The sequence below is a fragment of the Winogradskyella forsetii genome (assembly GCF_013394595.1).
Taxonomy (GTDB): Bacteria; Bacteroidota; Bacteroidia; order Flavobacteriales; family Flavobacteriaceae; genus Winogradskyella; species Winogradskyella forsetii.
The window spans coordinates 820,256-842,408 of sequence record NZ_CP053348.1 but is presented as its reverse complement, the minus strand read 5'-3'; the positions used below and the strand labels follow the sequence as shown (position 1 = coordinate 842,408).

The window sequence follows — 22,153 nt, the reverse complement described above, 5'->3', positions numbered from 1 at the left end:
AATGACTTCCGAGGAATTAGATATAGAATTTAATACAGCTGTAGATCGTGTAAATGACCATACTGAGCCGTTTCCTGCTGATTTTTTATTACGCCTCTATGCTTATTTTAAGAAAGCAACCAATAATTATGATCGGCCTAGTAGTCGTAAACCCATAATTAATGCATTTAAAACCAATGCCCTTTTCCAAGTAAAAGATATTACAGAAGACCAAGCTAAACAAGAATATATTGATTTGGTGAATAATTATTTTTTGTATCGGAAGTAATTAAAAAATTGTATATAAAGCATTAATTCCAATCCCCTTCATTCTTACTTGATAATCATCATCTATGCTCAGATTTAATGCGTAATAATTTATATCTAAGGCATAACGTCCTAAAAAGTTTAAACCAATTCCGAAATATCCACCAGAATTACTCGTTTTCTCTCGATTAGCTCTTGACCTAAAATCATAGTCTCTTGAGGAAGTAGGCACCTCACTTACTTGAGTACTATAATCTGTGCTTAAAATAACATTTTGTGTATATGCCAAATGTGCATATATTTCTATTTTATCATTTATATCAAAATAGCGTCTAACACCTAGTGGAATTTGAATAAAAGAATATAATATATATGATGACACGTCAAAATTTGCAACACTCGGTTCTGAAAAATTTTTATCTCCTTCTATCTGAGATACATTTTGATAATTAAGTGCAATAAATCCGCTCCAATTATTTTGGTCAAATGGTAAGCGAACTTCCGCTTCTACCCCAAGAGAGAAGTTATTATTGGTTTTATAATTATCTATACCTTCATAATTTCTGACAACATCTTCTCCTTGAGGATTACCAGAAAAAGGGGGTATACTATAAGAAAGAACGTACGAACTTGCATTTTCATTGTTTAGACTGGAGTTTAAATTAAGGCCACCGCTAAGTCTAAAACTTATTTTAGGTCTAGTTCTTTGAATGTGAAAATTAAGATACTCGATTCCATAACATTGATTAACTTCAGAAAAAAATTCTGATAAATTGGTGCTATTATATCTTAGATTGGAGTAATCATCTAAACTGAAATCATCGCATTTAAAATTATCGTATAGTTGTTTTTTAAACTTAGCATTTTCTTTTATTATATTGTTTTCGTCAACCGTTTTTTTATAATCTAAGAAAACTAGATCATTACTCTTTTCATAGAAAAAATAATATTTACCATTAGTATAAAGCTCGTATAAATCGGACTGAGAGTCTACCAAGACCTTTAACAAAAAAATATTAGTGCGCAACTGCAAATCTTCATAAAGTGGCCCAATAAGTTTTTTATTAACTGTATGTCTTCTATAAAAATTATCCGTATCATAAATCCTGAATTCTTTGAGTTGACTTGATGTCAAGGTTTCTTCAGATGAGTCATCAGTTAATCTGTAAGTAATAAATTCTGGATTTTTTTTCCAATCTAAATTCTTTATAAAACACTCAATTTTGTTATTAGAATTATCAATCAAATATCCTTTTTGAAAATTAACTTGGGCATGACTTAATAAAAGAAAAGGCACAAAAAGTAAGGATAGTAAATATTTCATACAGATTTGTTTAGACATTATAAATAAATAAAATTTTCGGGAATTTGCCAAAAGTAATTTGATCAATCTCGAATCAAAGGCATCGTAGAACAACGCAATAGACCTTCTTGCTTTGCTATTTCTGCATAAGGGACTTCTTCTACTGTAAATCCTTTTTCTCGTAGCCACGCATTTAATCTAGTAAAGTTTTTTTCAGAAATTACGACATCTTCAGAAATTGAAAACACATTACTATTCATCTGGTACATTTCCTCTTTTGTGATTTCGAAAACATTGTCTTTCCCGAAGAAATCCAGTAACCATTCATATTCCTTTTCAACCAAAAATCCGTTTTTATGAAGTATGGCCTTATCTTTTCCAACCGGCTGAAAACAACAATCCAAATGCAATGCATTCTCCTTAGGATCTGTATTTGACTTTCTCAATTCGAATGCTTTTACCGTTTTATTGGGGAATAATTCTTGAATCGCCATAACCGCATCCATATTAGTACGAGCAGTAATATAATCTGAATAATCATCGCCGGAATAGGTGCCAATAAAAATATAATCGTTCCATGGCATCACATCACCTCCTTCTACATGGCATTCTTCTGGCAACACAATAATGTTCTCCTCTCCTATTTGATCTAACACATGCTGAATGGCTTCATACTCGCGTTCACGGTCTGGTAAAATATTAGCTTTGATCAATTTATCTTCAATTACAAAAGCAATGTCCCGAGAAAATATTTGGTTATAATCTTGAATGACTTTCGGTCTATAGACGGCAACATCATATTTCTTAAACACGGCTGCCACAGCTTCCATTTCCTTAACCATATCACTTTCTTTTGGATAGGTGCCAGCTTTGATATGCTGAATGGATTTAGGGTCATAGGCGTCTGCTATGGATGGAATTGCGCCAACACTTTCTGCTGTTCCCAGAATGACGGCTTTTAATCTAGAGGTTTCGTTCTGTATGTTTAACTTCATAAAAATGATAATAAAAAAAGCTCCATATAAAGTATGAAGCTTTTATTGACATATAAAATTCAATTACCTTTTATCAATGGATTTAAACGGTCTTAGCGTTTCACCTATATATAGTTGTCTTGGTCGTCCAATAGGTTCTTTACGCATGCGCATTTCTCTCCATTGCGATATCCAACCCGGTAAACGCCCCATAGCAAACATCACGGTAAACATTTCTACTGGGATGCCCATAGCGCGATATATAATGCCTGAATAGAAATCGACATTAGGATATAATTTTCTTTCCACAAAATACGGATCTTCCAAGGCTTCTTTTGCTAAACCTTTAGCGATATCCAAAATTGGATCTTCAACACCTAAATCTCCCAATACTTCGTCTGCAGCGACTTTTATAATCTTCGCTCTTGGGTCAAAATTTTTGTAAACGCGATGACCAAAGCCCATTAAACGGAAAGGATCATTCTTATCCTTGGCCTTTGCCATATATTTTTTAGTATCTCCACCATCGGCTTTTATAGCTTCCAGCATTTCTAAAACGGCTTGGTTAGCACCACCGTGAAGTGGTCCCCAAAGTGCAGAAATTCCTGAAGCCAAAGATACAAAGAGACCTGCATGCGAGGAACCTGCAATTCTTACCGTTGATGTAGAACAGTTTTGTTCATGATCGGCATGAAGAATTAAAAGCTTATCCAATGCATTTACTAAAATTGGATTTTGTTCGTAATCACCACTTGGGCTTTTAAACATCATTTTTAATAAATTCTCTACATAGCCTAATTTATTGTCACCATAATCCAACGGTAACCCGTTCTTTTTACGCATAGTCCAAGCTACCAATACTGGAAACTTTGCTAATATTCTTACAATAGCTTTGTACATTTCCTCTTCTGAGCTGACATCTACGGAGGATGGATAAAATGCTGTAAGCGCACTAGTTAAAGAAGACAACACGCCCATTGGATGTGCAGATTTTGGAAAAGCATCTAAAATCTTTTTGATATCATCATCTACAACCGAATGATCTTTAATATCCTTGTCAAATTTATTTAATTGGTCTTGCGTTGGTAATTCCCCGAAAATCAATAAATAGGCGACTTCTAAAAAACTAGCTTTTTCTGCTAATTCTTCAATCGCATAACCTCTATATCTTAAGATGCCTTTTTCGCCATCGAGAAATGTAATCGCACTTTCACAACTGCCTGTATTTTTATAACCTGGATCTAAGGTAATCACACCTCCTGTTGAACTTCTTAAACTTTTTACATCAATAGCGACTTCGTTTTCTGTTCCTGTTATTATAGGAAAATCATAGGTTTCACCATTAATTTCTAATGTAGCTTTATCTGACATGCTTGTTATTGTATTTATAAATTAGTAAGAATCGTAAATTTACAAAATCTCAAACGATTTCGAAAGTAGATTTATAACGGTTTTAACATTTATAAAGACTTCTATTTTATTGTTTCAACTTTTCAACATAAAAGCTAAAAAATCATGTTATTTTTGCCCTTATTTTAAAATTATGAAGTCATTTATATTGTTAATCATTTTCTTGATTACCAGTTTTAAAAGTATTAATGCGCAAATTGTTAATGTGGAATCGTTACGGCGTATCTCGGATACCTCTAAATGGTCTGGTGCGGCAAATTTGGATATCAGTCTTATAAAAAATACACAATCCATTTTTAAGATTACCAATAAAATTAGGCTTCAATATAACACAGAGAAAAACCTCTACCTTTTTATTAACGATTTAAAACTGGAACAGATTGAGGATAATTCTTTTGTAAACAAGGGTATTCAGCATTTAAGATATAATAGAAAAATCATAGAGCGCTTAAAACTTGAAGTTTTTGCCCAAAGTCAATACGATGCTATTTCCGATATCAAATTCAGAGGCTTATTAGGTATTGGCCCACGTTTTAAACTCTCTAAAAGTCAGGATTATCGGTTTTATTTAGGCACACTTTTAATGTATGAACATGAAGAATCTTCTGATAGCAACACCAAAATATTACGGGATGTTAGAGGAAGCGCCTATTTTTCTTGTAGTCTGTATCCTTTGGAACATATATCTCTAGTGAGCACCACCTATTACCAACCTTTATTGAAACAATTCTCTGATTTTAGAATTTCCAATGAAACCTCTTTGGGTATTAAGGTTTTAAAAAACTTACTCTTTAAAACCACCTTTACCTATAACTTTGATGCGAATCCAATTATAGGCATTCCAAAAACACAGTATGAGTTGACTAATGGGATTGTTTATACGTTTGATTGATGGGAACAAAAAAACCATCTGAGATAATAATATCAGATGGTTTTAAATTTCTTAGCGAATTCAATCCTACTTCACCTTAAAAGCATTCGCTCCAGGGAAATAAGCCACATCGCCTAATTCTTCTTCAATGCGTAATAACTGGTTGTATTTTGCCATACGATCACTTCGTGATGCAGAACCTGTTTTTATCTGTCCTGTATTTAAAGCGACCGCTAAATCTGCAATCGTATTATCTTCTGTTTCACCAGATCTGTGAGACATTACAGAGGTGTAACCAGCGTTGTGTGCCATGTTTACAGCTGAAATAGTTTCGGTCAAGGTACCAATTTGGTTCACTTTAATTAAAATAGAGTTTGCTATGCCGTTTTCAATACCACGAGATAAACGCTCTACGTTAGTTACAAATAAATCATCACCTACTAATTGTACCTTATCGCCAATTTGTTCGGTAAGGTCTTTCCAGCCGTCCCAATCATTTTCGTCCATACCATCTTCAATTGAAATGATAGGGTATTTTGAAGCTAATTCAGCTAAATAGCTTGCTTGTTCCTTACTGGTTCTTACCACACCTTTATCGCCTTCAAATTTTGTATAATCGTAAGCTCCATCAACATAAAATTCTGCTGCAGCACAATCTAAAGCAATTTTAATATCTTCACCGAATTTGTAACCTGCCTTTTCAACCGCATTTTTTATGGTATCCAGAGCATCTTCCGTTCCGCCTGGTAAGTTTGGTGCAAAACCACCTTCATCACCTACAGCCGTACTAAGATTTCTATCGTGTAATACCTTTTTAAGGTTATGGAAAATCTCGGTACCCATTTGCATGGCATGTGTAAAGTTTTTTGCCTTTACAGGCATAATCATAAATTCTTGGAATGCAATTGGCGCATCACTATGGGAACCACCATTAATGATGTTCATCATTGGTAGCGGTAAGGTGTTTGCAGAAACGCCTCCAACATATCTGTATAATGGCATTCCTAATTCGTTAGCAGCAGCCTTAGCAACTGCAAGAGACACACCTAATATAGCGTTAGCTCCTAATTTCGATTTGTTTTTTGTACCATCTAAATCTATCATCATTTGATCGATAGCATTTTGGGCAAAAACTGATACGCCAACTAATTCTTGAGCTAGAACCCCGTTCACATTCTCTACGGCCTTTAAAACTCCTTTGCCCATGTAGGCATCACCACCATCTCTTAACTCAACGGCTTCATGCTCACCAGTGGATGCACCAGAAGGTACAGCAGCTCTTCCCACGATGCCGTTTTCTGTAGTGACATCTACTTCTACAGTTGGGTTTCCTCTGGAATCTAAAATTTGTCTTGCGTGTACATTAATTATAAAACTCATTATTTTTTGGTATTAGTTATCTTTAATATTTTGAATAAAAGGGATGAATACTTGAACCTGTTGAGTATAACGACCCCTTTAGGTTACCCAAATTTACGAAAATCTATAGCTTTCAACCTAACAAAAATCATATTTCCGATTATTATTTACTATAATGTTTTCGTAAAATAAAAAACGCAACAAAACAAGAGTTTTATTACGCTTTCGATATTTCATCTTACAAGCTATGATTTGATTTTCATCTGCTCTATAAACTGATCAAAAAGGTACAGTGAATCATTTGGTCCAGGACTTGCTTCTGGATGATACTGAACAGAGAAACAGTTTTTATTCTTCATCTTTAAACCGGCCACTGTATTGTCGTTTAAATGTACGTGTGTAATTTCAATGTCGTCATTTGCTTCGGTTTCTTCTCTATTGATAGCAAATCCATGGTTTTGAGAAGTGATTTCGCCTTTTCCCGTAACTAAATTCTTTACAGGATGATTGATACCTCTATGACCATTGTGCATCTTATAGGTTGAAATTCCATTGGCTAAAGCTATCACTTGATGACCTAAACAAATACCGAACAACGGTTTGTTTTTAGAAATTATGGTTTTCGTTAAATCAATAGCCTCTGATAACGGCTCTGGATCGCCAGGTCCGTTAGACAAGAAATAACCATCTGGATTGAAGGCTTCCAACTCTTCGAATTTTGCATTGTACGGAAATACCTTAATGTAAGCATCTCGTTTAGCTAAGTTTCTAAGAATGTTCTTTTTGATCCCAATATCTAAGGCCGCAATTTTATAGGTTGCATTTTCATCGCCAACAAAATAGGGCTCTTTGGTTGAGACTTTAGAGGCTAGCTCTAATCCTTTCATTGAGGGAAATTCTGCCAACTGTTTTTTAAGTGCCTCAATATTGTCAACTTCTGTTGTGATCACGGCATTCATGACACCATGATCTCTAATGTAGCTTACCAAAGCCCTTGTATCTACATCGGCAATGGCCAAGGTATTGTGTTTTTCGAAAAATTCTTCTAAAGAGGCATCTGCAGCTGGTCTGGAATAATTAAAACTGAAGTTTTTACAAATTAAACCTGAAATTTTAATATCATCAGATTCAACTTCGTCTGTCTTTGTACCGTAATTACCAATATGAGCATTGGTAGTTACCATTAATTGACCGTAATAAGAAGGGTCCGTAAATATCTCTTGATAACCCGTTGTCCCTGTGTTAAAACAGACTTCGCCAAATGCCGAACCTTCTTTTCCTATAGACTTACCATGAAAAATCGTTCCATCTGCGAGGAGGATTAAGGCTTTTTTTCTTTGTTTGTATTTCATGTGTTCGTTTGTTGTAAAAATGTTAGTACTGAAACAAGTTCAGCATAAATTTTTTAGTTTTTAGAGACCTCACATATTTTGGCTTCAACTTCGCTCAGCCACCATAAAACCTATGAGGTCTTTAGCGTATGACTCGCGTTAAGGATTGAACGGTTTGTTTGAGCTCCTCGCAGAGAGCGAGTAGTGAAAGCCTGACCCTGACATTTCCGTCAGGGTAACGCCCAAATTATCAATCTTTAATTCACACTTCGACTACGCTCAGTGCTACGCAAAATTCCAAAAAAAAAGGATAAACTGAAACAGTTTATCCTTTATAGTTATCAATGCTTATTAACACTCGATAATCGAGATTTGAACAATATAAAAAACGATGTCAAATTTTTACCGCTTCTGGTTTCAAATTGTATTCGTTTTTTTTCTAGCATTTCTATTCTTCTTCGTTTGAAGCTTTAGTTTCGGTAGGTGCAGGTGCAGCAGCTTTTGCTTTACTTCCTCCTCTTCTACTTCTACGTGTTTTCTTCTCTGGTTTAGCAGCTGAGTAAAGTTCGTTATAATCCACTAACTCTATCATAGCCATATCAGCGTTATCACCTAATCGGTTTCCTAATTTGATGATACGTGTATATCCACCTGGACGATCACCAATCTTTGGCGCTACATCTCTAAATAATTCTGCAACAGCATCCTTTTGTCTAAGTTTAGCCATTACTATACGTCTATTATGCGTCGTATCTGCTTTAGATTTTGTAATCATTGGTTCAACAAACTGCTTTAAAGCTTTTGCCTTAGCTACTGTTGTGTTAATACGTTTGTGCTCAATTAATGAACAAGCCATATTAGCTAACATTGCTTTTCTGTGTGCTGTTTGTCTTCCTAAATGGTTAAATTTTTTTCCGTGTCTCATGACTTTTTTATTATCATCTTGCTACCAAACTCTTTTGAGGAGCAAAATATGATTATTAATTTAATTTTAGATTTACGATTTTAGATTTACGATCAGCGATTCTGAGAATCTCCAATCGTAAATCGTATATCAAAAATCCTTAGTCTTTGTCTAATTTATATTTACTTAAATCCATTCCGAAGTTTAACCCTTTTACATTCACTAGTTCTTCTAGCTCAGTTAAAGACTTCTTACCGAAGTTTCTGAATTTCATTAAATCATTTTTGTTGAATGATACTAAATCACCTAAAGTATCTACTTCTGCAGCTTTCAAACAATTAAGCGCACGTACGGAAAGATCCATATCAACTAATTTAGTCTTCAATAGTTGTCTCATGTGAAGTGATTCTTCATCATAAGTTTCTGTTTGTGCAATTTCATCAGCTTCAAGAGTGATACGCTCATCTGAGAATAACATGAAGTGGTGAATTAATATTTTAGCGGCTTCAGTTAAAGCATCTTTAGGATTGATTGATCCGTCAGTCAAAATTTCGAAAACTAATTTTTCGTAATCCGTTTTTTGCTCTACACGAAAGTTTTCAATACTATACTTTACATTCTGAATCGGTGTAAAAATTGAATCTGTAAAGATCGTTCCAATTGGTGCAGATGCTTTTTTGTTTTCTTCTGCAGGAACATAACCTCTTCCTTTTTCAATAGTCAATTCCATATTGATGTTTACTTTAGGATCTAAGTTACAGATAACTAAATCTGTATTTAATACTTGGAAACCAGAAATAAACTTCTGAAAATCACCAGCTGTAATTTGATTTTGTCCAGAGATAGAAATTGTAACCGTTTCGTTATCGATTTCATCAATTTGACGCTTAAAGTTAACTTGCTTTAAGTTCAAAATCATTTCAGTAACATCTTCAACTACACCAGAAATTGTAGAAAACTCATGATCTACTCCTTCTATTCTAACTGAAGTGATTGCAAAACCTTCTAAAGAAGATAATAATACTCTTCTCAAAGCATTACCAACCGTTAATCCATATCCTGGTTCTAAAGGTCTGAATTCGAATTTACCTTCGAAATCAGTAGAATCAATCATGATTACTTTATCTGGTTTCTGAAAATTTAATATTGCCATATTGTCTTCGTTTTAATTGTTATTCAGTTGCGCGATTTATAAGTTTGAAGAGCACTAATAAATCCTTTGGCCAAATACCAATGTGATTAGTTATTATTTAGAGTAAAGTTCAACGATGAATTGCTCGTTGATTTGTTCCGGAATCTGAATTCGCTCTGGAATAGCAACATACGTTCCTTCCATAGATCCTGTATTCCAAGTAATCCATTCGTAAACATTGCTAGAATTAGCTAAAGAATTTTGAATCGCTTCTAAAGATTTAGATTTTTCTCTAACACCTACAACATCACCAGCCTTTAATTGGTAAGAAGGAATATTTACCTTTTCGCCATTCACCGTAATGTGTCTGTGAGATACTAATTGTCTTGCGCCGCTTCTTGAAGGGGAAATACCCATTCTGTAAACGACATTATCTAAACGAGATTCACATAACTGAAGTAATACTTCACCTGTAATTCCTTTAGAGGCCGTTGCTTTTTTGAACATGTTTCTGAATTGCTTTTCTAATATACCATATGTATATTTCGCTTTTTGCTTCTCCATTAACTGGATAGCATATTCAGATTTTTTACCACGACGACGGTTATTTCCGTGCTGTCCTGGAGGATAGTTTCTTTTTTCGAAGGCTTTATCGTCTCCGAAGATCGCTTGTCCGAATTTACGGGCGATTTTAGTTTTAGGACCAGTATATCTTGCCATTTTAAATTTGTTTTGAGAGTGATTATAGAATTAAGGTCTTAATCTTATCCTTCTACAACCGTTAGCCTCTCGGTTGATACTTGTTAATATTTTTTTCAGTCTGCAAATTTACACAAAAAATTAATATCACTTGAGTTTCAAGTGATATTAATTTTAAGTAATAATTTTAAATTTTCTATACAAGATTTAAATAAATCTGAAATCAAAAATCCAAAATCTTAAATTTTTATACTCTACGTCTTTTAGGAGGACGACAACCGTTATGTGGCATTGGAGTTACATCGATAATTTCTGAAACTTCAATTCCTGCGTTGTGAATAGATCTGATAGCAGATTCCCTACCGTTTCCAGGTCCCTTCACGTACGCTTTTACTTTCTTTAAACCAGCTTCTTTAGCTACACCTGCAGCATCTTCTGCAGCTAATTGTGCAGCGTAAGGGGTGTTCTTTTTAGAACCTCTAAAACCCATTTTTCCTGCTGATGACCAAGAAATAACGTCACCTTTTTTATTTGTTAAAGAAATGATGATGTTGTTGAACGACGCTGTGATATGCGCTTCTCCAATTGCATCAACTATAACTTTACGTTTTTTAGTACTTGCCTTTGCCATGTTTACTTTTAGTTTTTAGTATTAGTTTAAAGTCGCTAGAATCCTAAACCGTTAAATTTCAAACAGATTCTTTCCAACGTCTAAAGACTAAAGACTATTTATTATTTAGTTACTTTCTTCTTGTTAGCAACCGTTTTTCTTCTACCTTTTCTTGTACGAGAGTTGTTCTTAGTACGTTGTCCTCTTAATGGAAGACCAGATCTATGACGAATACCTCTGTAACATCCAATATCCATTAATCGCTTAATGTTCATTTGGATTTCCGAACGTAATTCACCTTCGATTTTAAATGATCCCACAACCTCACGAATCGCTCCGATTTCGTCGTCAGTCCAATCTTGTACTTTAGTGCTTTCGTCAACTTTAGCTTCAGCTAAAATTTCTTTCGCTCTACTTCTACCTACACCGTAGATATAAGTTAAAGAGATCACTCCTCTTTTTTGTTTTGGTATGTCTACACCTGCAATTCTTGCCATAATTTACCCTTGTCTTTGTTTGAATCTAGGATTCTTTTTGTTAATGACGTAAAGTCTACCTTTTCTGCGCACTAATTTACAGTCTGCGCTTCTTTTCTTTACTGATGCTCTTACTTTCATAATTTGCGATTTACAATTTACGATTTACGATTCTAGAATTTTAATTCTGAAATCGTAAATCTAAAATCTAAAATTTTTAGTATCTATATGTTATACGAGCCTTCGTTAAATCGTAAGGACTCATTTCTAATTTTACTTTATCTCCAGGTAATAACTTAATGTAATGCATACGCATTTTACCAGAGATATGTGCGGTCACTATGTGACCATTTTCTAATTCAACACGAAACATAGCATTTGATAATGCTTCTATAATTGTTCCGTCTTGTTCTATTGCTGCTTGTTTTGCCATAATATATGTTTAGTATTCAGTCTTTAAATTGCAAATACCTTGCCTGATTTTTAAAGCCTGACATTCTAATGTTTTCTCTTATTGCGCAACCGCTTTTCTGTTCTTACCTGTCTTCATCAATCCATCATAATGCTTATTCAATAAATAAGAATTAATCTGTTGCATGGTATCAATCGCTACACCAACCATAATTAAAAGTGATGTACCACCAAAGAACAATGCCCAACCTGGTTGTACGTTCATTAATTTCATAACAAACGCTGGAAAAATAGCTACCAATGCTAAGAATATAGAACCTGGTAAGGTGATTTGGGACATTATTTTGTCTAAATACTCAGAGGTTTCAGAACCAGGACGTATACCCGGAATAAATCCACCACTACGTTTAAGATCATCTGCCATTTTGTTAGTCGGTACTGTAATTGCCGTATAGAAATACGTGAATATTATAATTAATAAAGCAAAGACTAGATTATACCAAAATCCAAACATATCTGAGAAGTTAGACTGCATCCAAATTCCTGCACTCGTGTCTTTTAACCAAGAGGATTCTCCAATTAAACCCGGAACAAACATAATCGCTTGTGCAAAGATAATTGGCATTACACCAGAAGCATTAAGCTTTAATGGTAAAAACTGACGTGATCCAAATGCATTCTTTTCGTAACCGCCAGAAGCGGTTCTTCTTGCATATTGTACAGCAACCTTTCTTACTGCCATAACCAAGAATACTGATGCTAATATGATTAAGAACCAGATAACCAATTCTATTAATATCATCATAAATCCACCATTACCGCCTTCAAGTCTAGAATACATATTCTGAACAAACGATTGAGGTAATGTAGCAATGATACCCACCATAATTAATAATGAAATACCATTACCAATCCCTTTATCAGTAATTTTTTCTCCTAACCACATGGCGAATACACAACCAGTTACTAGAATAATTACCGATGAGAAGTAAAAAATATTTTCACTAAAACCAGGCACTAATAAAACGCTCATAGAACTTGCTCCAGATAATGCAGGAATACTCGCTAAATAACCAGGCGCCTGTACTAAACAAATACCAATAGTTAACCAACGTGTAATTTGGGTAATTTTCTTTTGCCCACTAGCACCTTCTTTCTGAAGTTTCTGTAAATAAGGAATCGCAATACCCATTAACTGAACTACAATGGAAGCCGAAATATAAGGCATAATACCTAAAGCAAACACAGAGGCATTAGCAAATGCACCACCTGTAAAAGCGTTTAGTAATCCTAAGATTCCACCATCCATACCAGCCTGTAAACCACCTAAAGCATCAATATTGATACCAGGTAGTACAACCTGAGCACCAAAACGATAAACCAAAAGTAAACCTAAGGTTAGCATAATTCTATCCTTAAGTTCTGTGATTTTCCAAACGTTTTTTAATGTTTCTATTATTTTCATCCTATAATCTTATAAAGTTACAGCTTCACCACCAGCAGCTTCAATAGCAGCTTTTGCCGTAGCAGTAAATTTATGAGCAGTTACTGTTAATTTTGTTTTTAACTCTCCTCTACCCAAGATTTTTACTAGCTCATTTTTACCAGCTAATCCCATAGATACTAAAGATTCAAAATCAACACTATCTTTAATTTTCTTTTCATCTACTAACTGTTGTAAAGTATCTAGGTTTATACCTTGATATTCTACTCTATTAATATTAGTAAATCCAAATTTAGGAACACGTCTTTGTAAAGGCATTTGACCACCTTCAAATCCTAATTTCTTAGAATAACCAGAACGCGACTTAGCACCTTTGTTACCACGTGTTGCCGTACCACCTTTACCAGATCCTTGTCCACGTCCAATACGTTTTCCTTGACTTTTTACTGAACCTTTTGCAGGTTTTAAATTACTTAAATCCATTTTTAAGTTATATTTTTAAGCTTCTTCTACAGAAACTAAATGTTCAACTTTCTTAACCATACCAAGAATACTTGATGTAGCTTCGTGCTCTTTTACTTGACCAATCTTATTAAGACCTAAAGCTTCCAATGTTAGCTTTTGTCTTTTAGTACGATTGATTGCACTTTTTACTTTAGTTACTTTAATCTTCTTTGCCATCTTGTCCTTGATTATCCGTTAAACACTTTTTCAAGTGAAATTCCACGTTCTTTAGCTACAGACTTAGCATCTCTTAATTGTAATAAAGCATCAAAAGTCGCTTTTACCACATTATGAGGGTTTGAAGATCCTTGAGACTTAGATAATACATCGTGTACACCTACTGCTTCAAGAACAATTCTTACCGCACCACCTGCAATAACTCCTGTACCAGGTGCAGCTGGAATGATGTTAACTCTTGCTCCACCATACTTACCTTTTTGCTCGTGTGGTATGGTTCCTTTAAGAATAGGAATTCTTACTAAGTTTTTCTTAGCATCTTCAACGGCTTTTGCAATTGCAGTAGCAACATCTTTAGATTTCCCTAAACCTTGTCCTACGACATTTGTTTCGTCACCTACAACAACAATTGCAGAAAAACCAAATGCTCTACCACCTTTTGTTACTTTAGTTACACGCTGAACGCCAACTAAGCGATCTTTTAATTCTAATCCGCCTGGTTTAACAAGCTCTGCGTTTTTATATTTTTGATACATAATGTCTTAAAATTTAAGTCCTGCTTCTCTAGCACCTTCTGCTAATGATTTTACTCTTCCATGATATAAGTAACCACCTCTATCAAAAGAAATAGTTTCAACACCAGCCTTCATAGCTTTTTCTGCAACAGACTTACCAACTAAAGCGGCAACTTCTGTTTTGTTTCCTTTAGACTTTGCAATGTCTTTATCTCTTGAGGATGCAGCAGCTAAAGTTTTACCAGTTACATCATCTACGAGTTGAGCATAAATTTCTTTATTACTTCTAAAAACAGCTAATCTTGGTTTTGTTTCAGTACCAGATACTACCTTGCGGATTCTGTTTTTTATTCTTGTTCTTCTTTCGTTCTTTGTCAATGCCATAACTTAATTATTAAGCTGATTTACCTGCTTTTCTTCTAATTTCTTCACCAACAAACTTGATTCCTTTTCCTTTGTAAGGTTCTGGTCTTCTAAAACCACGAATCTTTGCAGCTACTTGTCCAACCAATTGTTTGTCAAAAGACGTTAATTTCACTATTGGGTTTTTACCTTTTTCTGAAATTGTCTCCACCTTTACTTCTGGAGCAATATCCAAAACGATGTTATGAGAAAATCCTACAGCCAAATCCAATTTTTGTCCTTGATTAGATGCTCTATAACCTACACCAACTAACTCAAGTTGTTTGGTCCAGCCTTTAGAAACACCTTCAATCATGTTATATATCAATGATCTGTACAGACCATGTTTTGCTCTTAAATCTTTCTTATCAGAATCACGTTCTAATGTAATAGTACCGTCTTCTGATTTAATTTTAATTTCTGAATACTCTTGAGTTAATTCACCAAGCTTACCTTTAGCAGTAATCATGTTGTCTTTAATCTCAACTGTTACACCTTCAGGAATTGTTATTGGGTTTTTACCTATTCTTGACATAATTTCCTGTTTTTAGTAAACGTAACATAATACTTCGCCACCAACGTTTTCTCTTTGCGCTTGTTTTCCTGTCATCACTCCGTGAGACGTAGAAACAATTGCAATACCTAAACCGTTAAGGATTCTAGGCATTTCGTTAGAGCCAGCATACTTACGTAAACCTGGTTTACTGATTCTTTGAATTTTTTTGATGACAGACTCTTTGGTGTCCTTGTTGTATTTCAAAGCGATTTTAATCGTACCTTGAACTGAAGAGTCATCAAACTTGTAACTTAAAATAAAGCCCTGATCGAACAATATTTTAGTTATTTCTTTTTTTAAGTTAGATGCAGGGATCTCAACCACTCTGTGATTGGCCTTAACTGCGTTTCTAACTCGCGTTAAATAATCCGCTATTGGATCTGTATACATAGTTATTAATTTGCGGTAGCGGTTTTCGGCACTATTGCCAAACCTGAAACCAATTTATAATCTCTTTTGATGATAATGTGATAAGCCACATTATTCACATCAAGTTTTTACCAGCTTGCTTTCTTAACACCAGGTATTAACCCTTGGTTAGCCATTTGTCTAAACATTACACGAGAAATTCCAAATTGTCTCATATAACCTTTAGGCCTTCCAGTAAGTTTACAACGGTTATGCTGACGTATTGGTGAAGCATTCTTTGGTAACTTCTGTAATGCCTCATAATCTCCAGCTTCTTTTAAAGCTTTCCTTTTTTCAGCATATTTAGCAACCGTTTTTGCACGCTTTACCTCACGGGCTTTCATTGATTCTTTAGCCATAATTAATTCTTTTTAAATGGTAATCCTAATTCTGTTAATAAAGACTTCGCTTCCTTATCGGTTTCAGCAGAAGTCACAAAAGTGATATCCATACCAGAAATCTTATTGATCTTGTCAATGTTAATTTCCGGGAAAATGATTTGTTCTACAACACCTAAGTTATAGTTTCCACGTCCATCAAAACCAGTAGCTTTGATACCGTTAAAATCTCTAACTCGTGGTAAAGCTGAAGTTACCAAACGATCTAAGAACTCATACATTTGCTCTCCTCTTAAAGTTACTTTGGCACCAATTGGCATCCCTTTACGCAACTTAAATGAAGCAACATCCTTCTTAGACATGGTGTGTATAGCTTTCTGTCCAGTTATCTTTGTAAGCTCATCTACTGCGTGATCAATTAATTTTTTGTCCGCAACAGCAGCACCAACACCTTTAGATAAAACTATCTTTTTAAGTTTAGGTACTTGCATTACATTTTTGTAACCAAATTCTTCCGTAAGAGCCGGTACAACTTTGTCCTGATACTCTTTTTTTAATCTTGCAACGTAAGCCATAATTAAATTACTTCATTAGATTTTTTAGAAAATCTCACTTTACTTTCTCCATCCATTCTATAACCAACTCTTGTTGCTTCTCCTTTTGAAGTTAACAATGATAAGTTAGATATATGAATTGATGCTTCTTTCTCTACGATGCCACCTTGAGGACTTTGTGCACTTGGCTTAGTATGTTTCTTAACCATGTTCACGCCTTCTACTATGGCTTTATTCTTATCCATTAATACTTTAAGCACCTTACCTTCTGAACCTTTATGGTCTCCAGCAATCACTTGTACAGTATCTCCTGATTTTATTTTTAGCTTTGTCATCTTATTTATCAATTAAAGCACTTCTGGTGCCAATGATACAATTTTCATGAATTGTTTATCACGAAGTTCTCTAGCTACAGGACCAAAAACACGAGTTCCTCTCATTTCCCCTTGAGGATTTAAAAGTACACATGCGTTGTCGTCAAATCTAATGTAAGAGCCATCTGGACGTCTTACTTCTTTAGCTGTACGAACCACAACTGCTGTAGATACAGCACCTTTTTTGATTTGTCCGTTTGGAGTGGCATCTTTAACAGATACTACAATTTTGTCTCCTACAGAAGCATATCTTCTTTTAGTTCCTCCTAGTACACGGATAGTTAAAACTTCCTTTGCACCAGTATTATCAGCTACTTTTAATCTTGATTCTTGTTGTAACATAATTACTTCGCTCTTTCAATTATTTCTACTAATCTCCAACATTTAGATTTACTTAAAGGTCGTGTTTCCATGATCTTTACAGTATCGCCTTCGTTGCAGTCGTTTGTCTCATCGTGCGCGACATATTTCTTTGTCTTTAACACGAATTTTCCATACATAGGGTGTTTTACCTTTTTAACTTCAGAAACAACAATGGATTTTTCCATTTTGTTACTCGTTACGATCCCTATACGTTCTTTTCTTAAGTTTCTTTTTTCCATCTTTCAGCAGAATACAATTATTGTACGTCTCTTTTAGTTAATTCTGTTGCCACTCTAGCTACTGTGCGACGTGCAACTCGTAACTGAATTGGGTTATCCAAAGGAGATATAGTATGAGCCATTTTTAGGTCCGTATAACTCTTTTTAGATTCACTAAGTTTCTCTTTTAACTCAGCTGTTGAAAGCTGTTTAATTTCTGATTGCTTCATAATATCTTTCTATTAAGCTTCGTAATCTCTAGCTATGATAAACTTAGTTTTTACAGGAAGTTTCTGTGCTGCTAATCGAAGCGCTTCTTGAGCAGTTTCTAATGGCACACCACTTATTTCAAATAACATACGTCCTGGTTTTACAACGGCTGCCCAATATTCGACACCACCTTTACCTTTACCCATACGTACTTCAAGAGGTTTCTTTGTGATAGGCTTGTCCGGAAATATTTTAATCCATAACGATCCTTCTCTTTTCATGTAACGAGTAGCGGCAATACGCGCTGCTTCTATTTGACGTGCAGTTATAAAAGTTGACTCTAATGATTTAATACCGAAAGTACCATTTGATAACAAATGACCTCTTCCCGCATTTCCTTTCATACGTCCCTTTTGCTGCTTACGAAATTTTGTTCTTTTAGGCTGTAACATTTTGTCTTTTCTTTAAAAAATTACTTTCTACGACGAGATTGGTTCTTGTTTCCACCACGTCCACCTTTACCTTTTTGTTTAGATAAGCCAACTAATGGAGATAATTCTCTTTTTCCATATACTTCGCCTTTCATTATCCAAACCTTGATGCCCAATCTACCATAAGTAGTATGTGCTTCTACAAGAGCATAATCAATATCAGCTCTAAAAGTAGATAAAGGAATACGTCCTTCTTTATAGTGTTCTTGACGTGCCATTTCAGCACCATTCAAACGACCACTAATCTGAATTTTTATTCCTTCAGCATTCATACGCATAGCAGCGGCGATTGCCATTTTTATAGCACGTCTGTAAGAAATTCTACTTTCAATTTGACGAGCCACACTTGCTGCTACTAAAAATGCATCTAGTTCAGGTCTTTTGATTTCAAAGATGTTCAATTGAACTTCTTTACCAGTAATCTTCTTAAGCTCTTCTTTTAACTTATCTACCTCTTGGCCACCTTTTCCGATAATAATACCAGGTCTGGCAGTAGTGATAGTAACGGTTACAAGTTTAAGCGTACGCTCAATAATTACTCTACTTACACTAGCTTTAGATAGACGAGCATGAATATACTTTCTAATCTTATCGTCTTCGGCAAGTTTATCACCATAATCGTTTCCTCCGTACCAGTTAGATTCCCATCCTCTGATAATTCCTAAGCGATTTCCGATTGGATTTGTCTTTTGTCCCATATCTCTATCTTAGCTTTGTGTTTTATTTATTGCATCTACAACCACGGTAACGTGATTAGATCTTTTTCTAATTCTGTGTGCTCTACCTTGAGGTGCTGGACGCAATCTCTTTAACATAGAACCACCATCTACTCTAATTTCCTTGATAAACAATTTAGCCTCCTCAACGTCAGCATCTTCGTTTTTAGCTTGCCAGTTTGCAATTGCAGACATGACCAACTTCTCTAAACGACGAGACGCTTCTTTAGGACTAAATCTAAGAATCTGAAGAGCTTTCTCTGCCTTTTCACCTCTTACCAAATCCGCAACTAAACGCATTTTTCTTGGTGATGTAGGACAGTTATTTAGCTTAGCAAAAGCAACCTGCTTTTTCTCGGCCTTGATAGCTTCCGCCATTTGTTTTTTACGACTTCCCATGATTCTTATTTTTTACCTTTATTCTTAGCACCTGCATGACCTCTAAACGATCGTGTTGGTGAAAATTCTCCTAACTTATGTCCTACCATGTTTTCTGTAACGAAAACTGGAACAAATTGACGACCATTATGAACTGCAATCGTTTGGCCAACGAAATCCGGAGAAATCATTGAAGCTCTAGACCAAGTTTTAATAACTGTCTTTTTGTTTGAAGCTACATTTTCTGCAACTTTCTTTTCTAATTTATAGTGGATATAAGGTCCTTTTTTTAATGAACGTGCCATACTATCTTAATTATTTCTTTCTACGTTCTACAATATACTTATTACTCGCCTTCGTCTTAGAACGTGTTCTAAATCCTTTAGCAGGAATACCGTTTCTATTTCTTGGATGACCACCTGAAGATTTACCTTCACCACCACCCATTGGGTGATCGACTGGGTTCATCACTACTGGTCTTACTCTTGGACGTCTTCCTAACCATCTACTTCTACCTGCTTTACCAGATACTAATAATTGATGATCTGAATTTGAAACTGCTCCAATAGTAGCCATACAAGTAATTAGGATCATCCTAGTTTCACCAGAAGGTAATTTTACCGTAGCAAATTTATCTCCCCTTGCCATTAATTGAGCAAATGCACCAGCACTACGCGCCATTACAGCACCTTGACCAGGACGTAACTCTATACAAGAAATAATTGTACCTAAAGGTATTTCACTTAAAGGCATTGCGTTTCCAATTTCTGGAGCTACACCTGTCTCACCAGATACAATATTTTGACCTACTTGTAAACCATTTTGAGCGATAACGTAACGTTTCTCACCATCTTGATAGTTTAACAATGCAATAAATGCTGTTCTGTTTGGATCGTATTCAATTGACTTAACTTCAGCTGGAATGCCAGCTTTGTTACGTTTGAAATCGATAATACGATACCTTTTCTTATGACCTCCACCTACTTGGCGTATGGTCATTTTTCCTCGATTGTTTCTACCACCAGATCTTTTTTTCGGAGCAAGCAAGCTTTTCTCCGGCTTATCAGTAGTAATGGCATCGAATCCATTTACTACTCTAAATCGCTGACCTGATGTGATCGGTTTTAATTTTCTTACTGACATTAATGTCTAAAATTACATGTTAGTGTATAAATCTATTTCTTCACCTTCCGCCAGTTGTACAATTGCTTTTTTAACAGCATTTGTTTTACCATGTTGAATACCAGTCTTTGTATGACGTGTTCTTCTATCTGGACGGACATTTATCGTACGAACTTTTTCTACAGAAACTCCATAAGCAGCTTCCACCGCTTTTTTGATTTCTACCTTGTTCGCCTTTGTATTCACTTCAAATGCATAAGCATTTAACAACTCACTTTGCATGGTTGCTTTTTCCGTGATTATAGGTTTTATTAAGATACTCATCTGTTCTATTTACTTAAATTCGATTCAATTCCTTCTAGTGCACTCTCAATTAGAATTACTTTATTAGCATTCATAATCTTATAAGTACTTAATTCAGAAGCTGTTACAACTTCAGAACCTTTAAAATTGCGTGATGACAAATATACATTATTATTTGTACCACCCAACACAATAAGAGATTTTTTGTTCTCAACCTCTAAAGCCTTTAAAACATCAACAAAATTCTTAGTTTTTGGAGCATCAAAACTGAAGTCTTCCATCACTAAAATTGATTTGTCATTTGCTTTAATACTTAATGCTGATCTACGTGCTAATCGCTTTAGGTTTTTATTTAATTTAAAACCGTAATTTCTTGGTCTTGGACCAAACATACGACCACCACCTTTAAATACACCAGACTTAATAGAACCTGCACGTGCTGTACCTGTTCCTTTTTGTTTTTTAATCTTCCGTGTACTTCCAGAAATCTCTGCTCTTTCTTTAGCCTTATGCGTTCCCTGTCTTTGATTTGCTAAGTATTGCTTAACATCTAAATAGACAGCGTGATTATTAGGCTCTATAGCGAATACGTCTTTAGAAAGCTCAGCTTGTCTACCCGTATCTTTTCCGTTTATATCTAAAACTGCTACCTTCATTACTTCTCAATGATTACATAAGAATTCTTGTGACCAGGAATACATCCTTTTACCACTAGTAAGTTCTTTTCCGGAACTACTTTGTAAACTCTTAAATTTTGAACTTTTACTGTGTCTCCACCCATTCTTCCGGCCATCTTCATTCCTTTGAATACTCTCGCAGGATAAGAAGCTGCACCAATAGAACCTGGAGCTCTTAAACGGTTGTGTTGACCATGCGTTGCTTGACCTACACCACCGAATCCGTGACGTTTTACTACACCTTGAAAACCTTTACCTTTAGAAGTCCCTGCGATATCCACAAATTCCCCTTCGATAAATTGTTCCACTGTTAAAGCATCACCTAATTTGTACTCCTCACCAAAACCTTTGAATTCAACAACTTTGCGTTTTACAGAAGTACCAGCCTTTTTAGCATGCCCTTGAGCTGCTTTAGTAGCGCTTTTTTCTGTCGCGTCATCGAAACCTAATTGAAGGGCATTATAACCATCCACTTCTTCAGTTCTGACTTGGGTAACGATACATGGTCCAGCTTCGATTACTGTACATGGAATGTTCTTTCCATTTTCATCGAAAATGCTGGTCATACCGATTTTTTTTCCAATTAACCCAGACATAATTATTATTTATTGATTATTACTATTTGTTATTAAAATTCAAGGCTGAAAATACGTTTCAGCCTTGAATTGTATTTTTTA

General features: G+C 35.1%; 35 protein-coding genes. 2 read left to right on the top strand and 33 right to left on the bottom strand.

The window, feature by feature from the left end:
* Window position 1 precedes the first annotated feature (1 nt).
* A complete protein-coding gene (locus HM987_RS03610) occupies window positions 2-268 on the top strand; it encodes an acyl-CoA-binding protein (RefSeq protein ID WP_178987627.1) in 267 nt (88 codons plus the stop codon).
* Here the strand turns inward: HM987_RS03610 and HM987_RS03605 are convergent, their stop codons facing one another.
* The 3 genes from HM987_RS03605 to HM987_RS03595 form a co-directional block, all read right to left on the bottom strand.
* On the bottom strand, window positions 269-1,570 hold the full coding sequence (locus HM987_RS03605; protein ID WP_179005313.1) for an outer membrane beta-barrel protein: 1,302 nt from the start codon (window positions 1,568-1,570) through the stop codon (window positions 269-271).
* A 62-nt stretch (window positions 1,571-1,632) separates the two neighbouring features.
* Complete coding sequence (locus HM987_RS03600; protein WP_179005311.1) at window positions 1,633-2,544, bottom strand: dimethylarginine dimethylaminohydrolase family protein; 912 nt, start codon at window positions 2,542-2,544, stop codon at window positions 1,633-1,635.
* A 63-nt stretch (window positions 2,545-2,607) separates the two neighbouring features.
* Window positions 2,608-3,894, bottom strand: coding sequence for a citrate synthase (locus HM987_RS03595; RefSeq protein ID WP_179005309.1), 1,287 nt, complete (start codon window positions 3,892-3,894; stop codon window positions 2,608-2,610).
* A gap of 172 nt (window positions 3,895-4,066) precedes the next feature.
* On the opposite strand from HM987_RS03595, the gene HM987_RS03590 reads away from it, so the two are divergent.
* Complete coding sequence (locus HM987_RS03590) at window positions 4,067-4,825, top strand: DUF481 domain-containing protein (RefSeq protein WP_179005307.1); 759 nt, start codon at window positions 4,067-4,069, stop codon at window positions 4,823-4,825.
* Between the two features lie 66 nt (window positions 4,826-4,891).
* On the opposite strand, the gene eno is transcribed toward HM987_RS03590, so the two are convergent.
* The 30 genes from eno to rplC all read right to left on the bottom strand — a co-directional run bounded on the left by eno (window position 4,892) and on the right by rplC (window position 22,072).
* The gene (gene eno, locus HM987_RS03585; RefSeq protein WP_179005304.1) at window positions 4,892-6,184 is read right to left on the bottom strand and encodes a phosphopyruvate hydratase; all 1,293 of its coding nucleotides are present in this window, start codon (window positions 6,182-6,184) and stop codon (window positions 4,892-4,894) included.
* Window positions 6,185-6,408: 224 nt separating this feature from the next.
* The gene (gene carA / locus HM987_RS03580) at window positions 6,409-7,515 is read right to left on the bottom strand and encodes a glutamine-hydrolyzing carbamoyl-phosphate synthase small subunit (RefSeq protein WP_179005302.1); all 1,107 of its coding nucleotides are present in this window, start codon (window positions 7,513-7,515) and stop codon (window positions 6,409-6,411) included.
* A gap of 427 nt (window positions 7,516-7,942) precedes the next feature.
* Window positions 7,943-8,419, bottom strand: coding sequence for a 50S ribosomal protein L17 (gene rplQ, locus HM987_RS03575; protein WP_179005300.1), 477 nt, complete (start codon window positions 8,417-8,419; stop codon window positions 7,943-7,945).
* A gap of 139 nt (window positions 8,420-8,558) precedes the next feature.
* Entirely contained in the window at window positions 8,559-9,551 is a 993-nt protein-coding gene (locus HM987_RS03570; protein ID WP_178987617.1) for a DNA-directed RNA polymerase subunit alpha, read from the bottom strand.
* Between the two features lie 93 nt (window positions 9,552-9,644).
* Entirely contained in the window at window positions 9,645-10,250 is a 606-nt protein-coding gene (gene rpsD, locus HM987_RS03565) for a 30S ribosomal protein S4 (RefSeq protein ID WP_178987616.1), read from the bottom strand.
* A 226-nt stretch (window positions 10,251-10,476) separates the two neighbouring features.
* Entirely contained in the window at window positions 10,477-10,860 is a 384-nt protein-coding gene (gene rpsK, locus HM987_RS03560; protein ID WP_173281865.1) for a 30S ribosomal protein S11, read from the bottom strand.
* Window positions 10,861-10,961: 101 nt separating this feature from the next.
* Window positions 10,962-11,336 carry a 30S ribosomal protein S13 gene (gene rpsM / locus HM987_RS03555; protein ID WP_179005297.1) on the bottom strand — a complete coding sequence of 125 codons (375 nt, stop codon included), beginning with the start codon at window positions 11,334-11,336 and terminating at the stop codon, window positions 10,962-10,964.
* A gap of 3 nt (window positions 11,337-11,339) precedes the next feature.
* Window positions 11,340-11,456, bottom strand: coding sequence for a type B 50S ribosomal protein L36 (ykgO, locus tag HM987_RS03550; protein WP_008269159.1), 117 nt, complete (start codon window positions 11,454-11,456; stop codon window positions 11,340-11,342).
* A 76-nt stretch (window positions 11,457-11,532) separates the two neighbouring features.
* On the bottom strand, window positions 11,533-11,748 hold the full coding sequence (gene infA / locus HM987_RS03545) for a translation initiation factor IF-1 (RefSeq protein WP_007094967.1): 216 nt from the start codon (window positions 11,746-11,748) through the stop codon (window positions 11,533-11,535).
* Window positions 11,749-11,826: 78 nt separating this feature from the next.
* Complete coding sequence (secY, locus tag HM987_RS03540) at window positions 11,827-13,191, bottom strand: preprotein translocase subunit SecY (protein ID WP_179005295.1); 1,365 nt, start codon at window positions 13,189-13,191, stop codon at window positions 11,827-11,829.
* A gap of 9 nt (window positions 13,192-13,200) precedes the next feature.
* On the bottom strand, window positions 13,201-13,653 hold the full coding sequence (rplO, locus tag HM987_RS03535; RefSeq protein ID WP_179005293.1) for a 50S ribosomal protein L15: 453 nt from the start codon (window positions 13,651-13,653) through the stop codon (window positions 13,201-13,203).
* 15 nt (window positions 13,654-13,668) lie between these two features.
* A complete protein-coding gene (rpmD, locus tag HM987_RS03530) occupies window positions 13,669-13,851 on the bottom strand; it encodes a 50S ribosomal protein L30 (RefSeq protein WP_179005291.1) in 183 nt (60 codons plus the stop codon).
* 11 nt (window positions 13,852-13,862) lie between these two features.
* Window positions 13,863-14,387 (bottom strand): 30S ribosomal protein S5, encoded by a 525-nt coding sequence (rpsE, locus tag HM987_RS03525; protein WP_178987611.1) that lies wholly within the window; start codon window positions 14,385-14,387, stop codon window positions 13,863-13,865.
* A gap of 6 nt (window positions 14,388-14,393) precedes the next feature.
* Window positions 14,394-14,750 (bottom strand): 50S ribosomal protein L18, encoded by a 357-nt coding sequence (rplR, locus tag HM987_RS03520; RefSeq protein ID WP_178987610.1) that lies wholly within the window; start codon window positions 14,748-14,750, stop codon window positions 14,394-14,396.
* Between the two features lie 10 nt (window positions 14,751-14,760).
* Window positions 14,761-15,303, bottom strand: a complete 543-nt coding sequence (gene rplF, locus HM987_RS03515; RefSeq protein ID WP_178987609.1) for a 50S ribosomal protein L6 — start codon at window positions 15,301-15,303, stop codon at window positions 14,761-14,763.
* A gap of 12 nt (window positions 15,304-15,315) precedes the next feature.
* A complete protein-coding gene (gene rpsH, locus HM987_RS03510) occupies window positions 15,316-15,714 on the bottom strand; it encodes a 30S ribosomal protein S8 (RefSeq protein ID WP_045468975.1) in 399 nt (132 codons plus the stop codon).
* 107 nt (window positions 15,715-15,821) lie between these two features.
* Complete coding sequence (gene rpsN / locus HM987_RS03505; RefSeq protein WP_178987607.1) at window positions 15,822-16,091, bottom strand: 30S ribosomal protein S14; 270 nt, start codon at window positions 16,089-16,091, stop codon at window positions 15,822-15,824.
* 2 nt (window positions 16,092-16,093) lie between these two features.
* Window positions 16,094-16,645, bottom strand: coding sequence for a 50S ribosomal protein L5 (gene rplE, locus HM987_RS03500; protein ID WP_178987606.1), 552 nt, complete (start codon window positions 16,643-16,645; stop codon window positions 16,094-16,096).
* Between the two features lie 2 nt (window positions 16,646-16,647).
* The gene (rplX, locus tag HM987_RS03495; protein WP_178987605.1) at window positions 16,648-16,959 is read right to left on the bottom strand and encodes a 50S ribosomal protein L24; all 312 of its coding nucleotides are present in this window, start codon (window positions 16,957-16,959) and stop codon (window positions 16,648-16,650) included.
* A gap of 12 nt (window positions 16,960-16,971) precedes the next feature.
* Window positions 16,972-17,340 (bottom strand): 50S ribosomal protein L14, encoded by a 369-nt coding sequence (gene rplN / locus HM987_RS03490; protein ID WP_092446808.1) that lies wholly within the window; start codon window positions 17,338-17,340, stop codon window positions 16,972-16,974.
* Between the two features lie 2 nt (window positions 17,341-17,342).
* Window positions 17,343-17,600 carry a 30S ribosomal protein S17 gene (rpsQ, locus tag HM987_RS03485; protein ID WP_040756784.1) on the bottom strand — a complete coding sequence of 86 codons (258 nt, stop codon included), beginning with the start codon at window positions 17,598-17,600 and terminating at the stop codon, window positions 17,343-17,345.
* Between the two features lie 17 nt (window positions 17,601-17,617).
* Window positions 17,618-17,809 (bottom strand): 50S ribosomal protein L29, encoded by a 192-nt coding sequence (rpmC, locus tag HM987_RS03480; protein WP_179005289.1) that lies wholly within the window; start codon window positions 17,807-17,809, stop codon window positions 17,618-17,620.
* Window positions 17,810-17,821: 12 nt separating this feature from the next.
* Window positions 17,822-18,241 carry a 50S ribosomal protein L16 gene (gene rplP / locus HM987_RS03475; RefSeq protein WP_178987603.1) on the bottom strand — a complete coding sequence of 140 codons (420 nt, stop codon included), beginning with the start codon at window positions 18,239-18,241 and terminating at the stop codon, window positions 17,822-17,824.
* 20 nt (window positions 18,242-18,261) lie between these two features.
* Window positions 18,262-18,978, bottom strand: a complete 717-nt coding sequence (gene rpsC / locus HM987_RS03470; RefSeq protein ID WP_178987602.1) for a 30S ribosomal protein S3 — start codon at window positions 18,976-18,978, stop codon at window positions 18,262-18,264.
* 9 nt (window positions 18,979-18,987) lie between these two features.
* Window positions 18,988-19,395 carry a 50S ribosomal protein L22 gene (gene rplV / locus HM987_RS03465; RefSeq protein ID WP_178987601.1) on the bottom strand — a complete coding sequence of 136 codons (408 nt, stop codon included), beginning with the start codon at window positions 19,393-19,395 and terminating at the stop codon, window positions 18,988-18,990.
* Window positions 19,396-19,400: 5 nt separating this feature from the next.
* On the bottom strand, window positions 19,401-19,679 hold the full coding sequence (gene rpsS / locus HM987_RS03460) for a 30S ribosomal protein S19 (protein ID WP_114310878.1): 279 nt from the start codon (window positions 19,677-19,679) through the stop codon (window positions 19,401-19,403).
* Between the two features lie 10 nt (window positions 19,680-19,689).
* Entirely contained in the window at window positions 19,690-20,517 is an 828-nt protein-coding gene (rplB, locus tag HM987_RS03455; RefSeq protein WP_179005287.1) for a 50S ribosomal protein L2, read from the bottom strand.
* A gap of 12 nt (window positions 20,518-20,529) precedes the next feature.
* Window positions 20,530-20,820 carry a 50S ribosomal protein L23 gene (gene rplW / locus HM987_RS03450; protein ID WP_178987599.1) on the bottom strand — a complete coding sequence of 97 codons (291 nt, stop codon included), beginning with the start codon at window positions 20,818-20,820 and terminating at the stop codon, window positions 20,530-20,532.
* A gap of 5 nt (window positions 20,821-20,825) precedes the next feature.
* Window positions 20,826-21,455 carry a 50S ribosomal protein L4 gene (rplD, locus tag HM987_RS03445; protein ID WP_179005285.1) on the bottom strand — a complete coding sequence of 210 codons (630 nt, stop codon included), beginning with the start codon at window positions 21,453-21,455 and terminating at the stop codon, window positions 20,826-20,828.
* Window positions 21,455-22,072, bottom strand: a complete 618-nt coding sequence (gene rplC, locus HM987_RS03440; RefSeq protein ID WP_179005283.1) for a 50S ribosomal protein L3 — start codon at window positions 22,070-22,072, stop codon at window positions 21,455-21,457. Before rplC ends, rplD begins: the two co-directional genes overlap by 1 nt.
* Window positions 22,073-22,153: the final 81 nt, after the last annotated feature.

Coding starts and splice junctions, on each gene's coding strand:
- HM987_RS03610 (WP_178987627.1), top strand. CDS start 2: ATGACTTCCGAGGAATTAGATATAGAATTTAATACAGCTGTAGATCGT.
- HM987_RS03605 (WP_179005313.1), bottom strand. CDS start 1,570: ATGAAATATTTACTATCCTTACTTTTTGTGCCTTTTCTTTTATTAAGT.
- HM987_RS03600 (WP_179005311.1), bottom strand. CDS start 2,544: ATGAAGTTAAACATACAGAACGAAACCTCTAGATTAAAAGCCGTCATT.
- HM987_RS03595 (WP_179005309.1), bottom strand. CDS start 3,894: ATGTCAGATAAAGCTACATTAGAAATTAATGGTGAAACCTATGATTTT.
- HM987_RS03590 (WP_179005307.1), top strand. CDS start 4,067: ATGAAGTCATTTATATTGTTAATCATTTTCTTGATTACCAGTTTTAAA.
- eno (WP_179005304.1), bottom strand. CDS start 6,184: ATGAGTTTTATAATTAATGTACACGCAAGACAAATTTTAGATTCCAGA.
- carA (WP_179005302.1), bottom strand. CDS start 7,515: ATGAAATACAAACAAAGAAAAAAAGCCTTAATCCTCCTCGCAGATGGA.
- rplQ (WP_179005300.1), bottom strand. CDS start 8,419: ATGAGACACGGAAAAAAATTTAACCATTTAGGAAGACAAACAGCACAC.
- HM987_RS03570 (WP_178987617.1), bottom strand. CDS start 9,551: ATGGCAATATTAAATTTTCAGAAACCAGATAAAGTAATCATGATTGAT.
- rpsD (WP_178987616.1), bottom strand. CDS start 10,250: ATGGCAAGATATACTGGTCCTAAAACTAAAATCGCCCGTAAATTCGGA.
- rpsK (WP_173281865.1), bottom strand. CDS start 10,860: ATGGCAAAGGCAAGTACTAAAAAACGTAAAGTTATAGTTGATGCAATT.
- rpsM (WP_179005297.1), bottom strand. CDS start 11,336: ATGGCAAGAATTGCAGGTGTAGACATACCAAAACAAAAAAGAGGAGTG.
- ykgO (WP_008269159.1), bottom strand. CDS start 11,456: ATGAAAGTAAGAGCATCAGTAAAGAAAAGAAGCGCAGACTGTAAATTA.
- infA (WP_007094967.1), bottom strand. CDS start 11,748: ATGGCAAAACAAGCAGCAATAGAACAAGACGGAACAATTATAGAAGCA.
- secY (WP_179005295.1), bottom strand. CDS start 13,191: ATGAAAATAATAGAAACATTAAAAAACGTTTGGAAAATCACAGAACTT.
- rplO (WP_179005293.1), bottom strand. CDS start 13,653: ATGGATTTAAGTAATTTAAAACCTGCAAAAGGTTCAGTAAAAAGTCAA.
- rpmD (WP_179005291.1), bottom strand. CDS start 13,851: ATGGCAAAGAAGATTAAAGTAACTAAAGTAAAAAGTGCAATCAATCGT.
- rpsE (WP_178987611.1), bottom strand. CDS start 14,387: ATGTATCAAAAATATAAAAACGCAGAGCTTGTTAAACCAGGCGGATTA.
- rplR (WP_178987610.1), bottom strand. CDS start 14,750: ATGGCATTGACAAAGAACGAAAGAAGAACAAGAATAAAAAACAGAATC.
- rplF (WP_178987609.1), bottom strand. CDS start 15,303: ATGTCAAGAATAGGTAAAAACCCAATAACAATTCCTGAAGGTGTAACA.
- rpsH (WP_045468975.1), bottom strand. CDS start 15,714: ATGTATACAGATCCAATAGCGGATTATTTAACGCGAGTTAGAAACGCA.
- rpsN (WP_178987607.1), bottom strand. CDS start 16,091: ATGGCTAAAGAATCAATGAAAGCCCGTGAGGTAAAGCGTGCAAAAACG.
- rplE (WP_178987606.1), bottom strand. CDS start 16,645: ATGGCTTACGTTGCAAGATTAAAAAAAGAGTATCAGGACAAAGTTGTA.
- rplX (WP_178987605.1), bottom strand. CDS start 16,959: ATGACAAAGCTAAAAATAAAATCAGGAGATACTGTACAAGTGATTGCT.
- rplN (WP_092446808.1), bottom strand. CDS start 17,340: ATGTTACAACAAGAATCAAGATTAAAAGTAGCTGATAATACTGGTGCA.
- rpsQ (WP_040756784.1), bottom strand. CDS start 17,600: ATGGAAAAAAGAAACTTAAGAAAAGAACGTATAGGGATCGTAACGAGT.
- rpmC (WP_179005289.1), bottom strand. CDS start 17,809: ATGAAGCAATCAGAAATTAAACAGCTTTCAACAGCTGAGTTAAAAGAG.
- rplP (WP_178987603.1), bottom strand. CDS start 18,241: ATGTTACAGCCTAAAAGAACAAAATTTCGTAAGCAGCAAAAGGGACGT.
- rpsC (WP_178987602.1), bottom strand. CDS start 18,978: ATGGGACAAAAGACAAATCCAATCGGAAATCGCTTAGGAATTATCAGA.
- rplV (WP_178987601.1), bottom strand. CDS start 19,395: ATGGGAAGTCGTAAAAAACAAATGGCGGAAGCTATCAAGGCCGAGAAA.
- rpsS (WP_114310878.1), bottom strand. CDS start 19,679: ATGGCACGTTCATTAAAAAAAGGACCTTATATCCACTATAAATTAGAA.
- rplB (WP_179005287.1), bottom strand. CDS start 20,517: ATGTCAGTAAGAAAATTAAAACCGATCACATCAGGTCAGCGATTTAGA.
- rplW (WP_178987599.1), bottom strand. CDS start 20,820: ATGAGTATCTTAATAAAACCTATAATCACGGAAAAAGCAACCATGCAA.
- rplD (WP_179005285.1), bottom strand. CDS start 21,455: ATGAAGGTAGCAGTTTTAGATATAAACGGAAAAGATACGGGTAGACAA.
- rplC (WP_179005283.1), bottom strand. CDS start 22,072: ATGTCTGGGTTAATTGGAAAAAAAATCGGTATGACCAGCATTTTCGAT.